This window comes from Psychrobacter sp. Ps6 (assembly GCF_022129235.1).
Lineage (GTDB): Bacteria > Pseudomonadota > Gammaproteobacteria > Pseudomonadales > Moraxellaceae > Psychrobacter.
This window is the reverse complement of sequence record NZ_JADQAI010000169.1, coordinates 1-1,114: the sequence shown is the minus strand read 5'-3', so window position 1 is coordinate 1,114 and position 1,114 is coordinate 1. Positions and strand designations below refer to the sequence as shown.

Annotated in this window: 2 protein-coding genes; both read left to right on the top strand. The window is 42.6% G+C overall.

What is annotated here, in order from left to right:
• Positions 1 to 425, top strand: a 425-nt coding sequence (gspI, locus tag I3255_RS14645) for a type II secretion system minor pseudopilin GspI (protein WP_238039482.1), incomplete at its 5' end; no start/stop codon positions are given.
• Complete coding sequence (gene gspJ / locus I3255_RS14640; RefSeq protein ID WP_068968271.1) at positions 409 to 1,065, top strand: type II secretion system minor pseudopilin GspJ; 657 nt, start codon at positions 409 to 411, stop codon at positions 1,063 to 1,065. The genes gspI and gspJ, both read left to right, overlap by 17 nt.
• Positions 1,066 to 1,114: the final 49 nt, after the last annotated feature.

Sequence of the window (1,114 nt, the reverse complement as noted above, 5' to 3'; positions counted from 1 at the left end):
GTCGCAACGGAAATTGGCGATGTGAAATTGCTAGAGCCAGGGCAAGAGCTAGAGATAAAAAAATGAGTCAGCAACGGGGATTTACGTTATTAGAAGTGCTGGTGGCATTGGCAATCTTTGCGGTTGCGGCTCTAAGTATTATGAAAGCGGTCAGTCAGCATTTAAATACGGTGAGCTATCTAGAAGAAAAGACGTTTGCATCAATGGTTGCTGATAATCAACTGGCGCAGTTGCAGTTAAGCGGTGAGATCCCAAGCAGTACTAAGCGAGGAAAATCCGAATTAGCCGGACGAGAGTGGTATTGGACCATCAAATCGACCAAAACTGCCGATGGTTATTTAAAAGCGGTGGATGTCTCCGTTGCAACCGACAAACAACAAAAATATTCCGTATTAACAGTTAGAACTTATGTCGCGAATAAATAACCTACATTCAGCTCGAAACAAGGGCTTTACCTTACTCGAAGTGTTAGTTGCCATTGGTGTTTTTGCCATGTTGAGTTTATCTGCGTATCAGGTGCTAAATGGCGTACAACGCAGCAATGTGCAATCACAAGAGCATAATCAGCGTATTAGTGAGATTCAGCGAGCGATGATTATTATGGGGAATGATTTTAGCCAAATTGTTGCCCGACAAACCCGTTCTAACGATGAAGAACCGAGTAAAAAACTGGTGGAATCGGGGGAGTATCTTCTTGATTCATCAAGCCAAGGTATTCTGTTTGTTCGCGATGGTTGGCAAAATCCAGAAGCGATGTTCCCTCGCGGCGATGTAACGAAAGTTGGTTATCGTATTGTGGATGATAACTTGGAGCGTGTTTGGTTTCGCTATCCAGATAATACCGCTGGCACTGAACCTCTAGTGAAAGTGATTTTACCCAATGTCACTGAGATGAAGTTGGAATTTTATACCGATAAACGTTGGATAAAAAATTGGGACAGTGAAGGTAAATTACCTGAAGGGATTAAAGTTACGTTAAAACTGAAAGACTTTGGTGATATAGACCGAGTGTTTGTGTTACCAAAAGCAGAGCTTGAGAATGAGCAGAATAAGGCGGAGTCCTAATGAAAAAGCAGCAAGGTGTTGCGCTCATTGTGGTATTGCTTCTTGTTGC